The organism is Leisingera sp. F5, from assembly GCF_001593695.1.
The window spans coordinates 1-2,129 of sequence record NZ_LUKH01000555.1; the positions used below are offsets into that span (position 1 = coordinate 1).

Here is a 2,129-nt window from a genome sequence, read left to right on the forward strand (position 1 = left end):
CCGAAATCGCACTGGAGCATCACCTCGGCATGACCTGCGATCCGGTGAAGGGCCTGGTGCAGGTCCCCTGCATTGAGCGCAACGGCCTGGCAGCGATCAAGGCCGTCTCCGCCGCATCCCTCGCTCTGCGCGGCGACGGCCAGCACTTTGTGCCGCTGGATGCCTGCATCGAGACCATGCGCCAGACCGGCGCCGACATGCATGACAAGTATAAGGAAACCTCGCTCGGCGGCCTGGCGGTGAACGTGCCGAACTGCTGAATTGGGTAAACTAACGCAACACAAGGCCCGTGCCTGACCTTGGGAGGGCGCAAAAGCGCCTTCCCGCGGGGAAGGTCAGGCGCGGGCCGTGCCGCTGCGCGACACGGCCCAAACAGACACTGCGTTCCGTCTTTTGCCAGCAACTCCCGCTTGCGCCGCACATCTCGCAGGCCTAGCGTGGCGCCATGACACAGGACCGCCCCCTCCTCGGCATTGCCCTGATGCTGGGTTTCTGCATGGTGATCCCGCTTGGCGACGCTATCGCCAAACTGCTGACCAACCGGGTGCCGGTCGCACAAATCGTCTTCATCCGTTTTGCCGCCCAGGCCGCACTCCTGCTGCCCCTGGCGCTGGCCATGCGGCTGCCGCTCAGCCTGTCGCGCCGGGTGGCGCCGCTGCTGTTCCTGCGGACCCTGCTGCAAATGGGCGGCATCGCCGCGATGTTCACCGCCTTCCGCTACCTGCCCTTGGCCGACGCGGTGGCGATTGCCTTTGTGATGCCCTTCCTTATGCTGCTCCTTGGCAAATACGTGCTGAAGGAACAGGTCGGCCTGCGCCGCCTTGGCGCCTGCGTTGTCGGCTTCGCCGGCACCCTGCTGGTGATCCAGCCCAGCTTTGCCGCCGTCGGCTGGAACGCGCTCTGGCCGCTGTTGGTGGCGGTGATCTTTGCCCTCTTTATGCTGGTCACCCGCAAGATCGCCAAGGAAACTGACCCGATCTCGCTGCAGGCCGTGGCCGGCGCCATGGGCACGGTGCTGCTCGCGCCGGTGTTCCTGATCGGCGATGCCATCAGCCTGCCTGCCCTCTCCGCCAGCCCGCCGCCGCAAGACACCTGGAGCCTGCTGGCCGCCGCGGGCGCCCTTGGCACCGTGGCGCATCTGATGATGACCTGGAGCCTGCGCTTTGCCCCCACCTCCACCCTTGCCTCGATGCAATACCTGGAAATCCCGGTGGCGGTATTCTTCGGCTGGCTGATCTTTGCGGAACTCCCGAACATGCTGGCAGCCTTCGGCATCCTCCTGACCATCAGCGCGGGCCTTTATGCAGTGATGCGCGAGCGCAAGGCCTCTGAAACTGAAGAACGCATCAACCCCGCCTGACCGCAGCCATCACATCCGGCAGCAGCCGCCGCGGCACAATCGCCAGCAGCCCCGGCCCCTCCGGCATCAGCCGCACCGGCCCCAAGGCCCGGTTCGACGTGCCGATCCGCCCCATCGGCGACATCTGCAGGCCGTCAATGGGCCACTCCAGCCCGTCGGACCGCCCCGTCACCGCCTGCATCGGAAAGAGCGAAATTACCTCCCCCGCCTCCGCAGGCAGTTCAACTGCATGGGTCAGGTGGAAAATCACCTCGGTCCCGCCAATCAGCACACACGGCGTATCATGCCCCTGCACCAGCGTGTTGAACGCCGCCAGCTGATGATCCACCCGCGCGCCCAGAAACCCCACCGCCAGCACCACCGGCGCTGCAACAGACCGCAAGGCCTTATCGAAATCGGTGCTGTCCTGCTCCGCCACCGGAAACAAGTTGCCCGGCGGCAGCTGCGCGCGCGCATCCTCTGCCAGCGAGTCGAAATCACCGATCACCGCGCTTGGCACATGCCCCGCGGCCAGTGCCGCAGCAGCCCCGCCATCGGCCGCCACAAGCACCGGCGCAAGTGCCAGCGCCTCCTCCAGATCGCCGGATCCAAGCTCACCGCCGCCAACCAGGGTGATTGGTTCCGATACATCAACAATCAGACGGTTCATGGGGCGCATTCCTGGCAGTTTCGGAAACAAGTCACAATGTGAACACAAAATGATACGATCAATTGCACGGATTCGAGCAAAATTGGTCCTTCAAGCCAATATGGTAAATGACAACTGATG

The 2,129-nt window shown here is 64.6% G+C and carries 3 protein-coding genes; 2 read left to right on the plus strand and 1 reads right to left on the minus strand.

Going from position 1 to position 2,129, the window contains the following annotated elements; genetic code table 11:
* Positions 1 to 260, plus strand: a 260-nt coding sequence (locus A2I95_RS33190; protein ID WP_291736677.1) for an L-serine ammonia-lyase, iron-sulfur-dependent, subunit alpha, incomplete at its 5' end; no start/stop codon positions are given.
* Positions 261 to 445: 185 nt separating this feature from the next.
* Positions 446 to 1,360: a DMT family transporter gene (locus tag A2I95_RS33195; protein WP_027259613.1), complete on the plus strand. Its 915-nt coding sequence runs from the start codon at positions 446 to 448 to the stop codon at positions 1,358 to 1,360.
* Here A2I95_RS33195 and A2I95_RS33200 read toward each other — a convergent pair.
* On the minus strand, positions 1,347 to 2,009 hold the full coding sequence (locus tag A2I95_RS33200) for a thiamine diphosphokinase (protein WP_291736679.1): 663 nt from the start codon (positions 2,007 to 2,009) through the stop codon (positions 1,347 to 1,349). The genes A2I95_RS33195 and A2I95_RS33200 overlap by 14 nt on opposite strands.
* Positions 2,010 to 2,129 lie beyond the last annotated feature (120 nt).

Bases quoted from the DNA above. Each gene is read 5' to 3' on its own strand.
- A2I95_RS33195 (WP_027259613.1), top strand. From the start codon at position 446: ATGACACAGGACCGCCCCCTCCTCGGCATTGCCCTGATGCTGGGTTTC.
- A2I95_RS33200 (WP_291736679.1), bottom strand. From the start codon at position 2,009: ATGAACCGTCTGATTGTTGATGTATCGGAACCAATCACCCTGGTTGGC.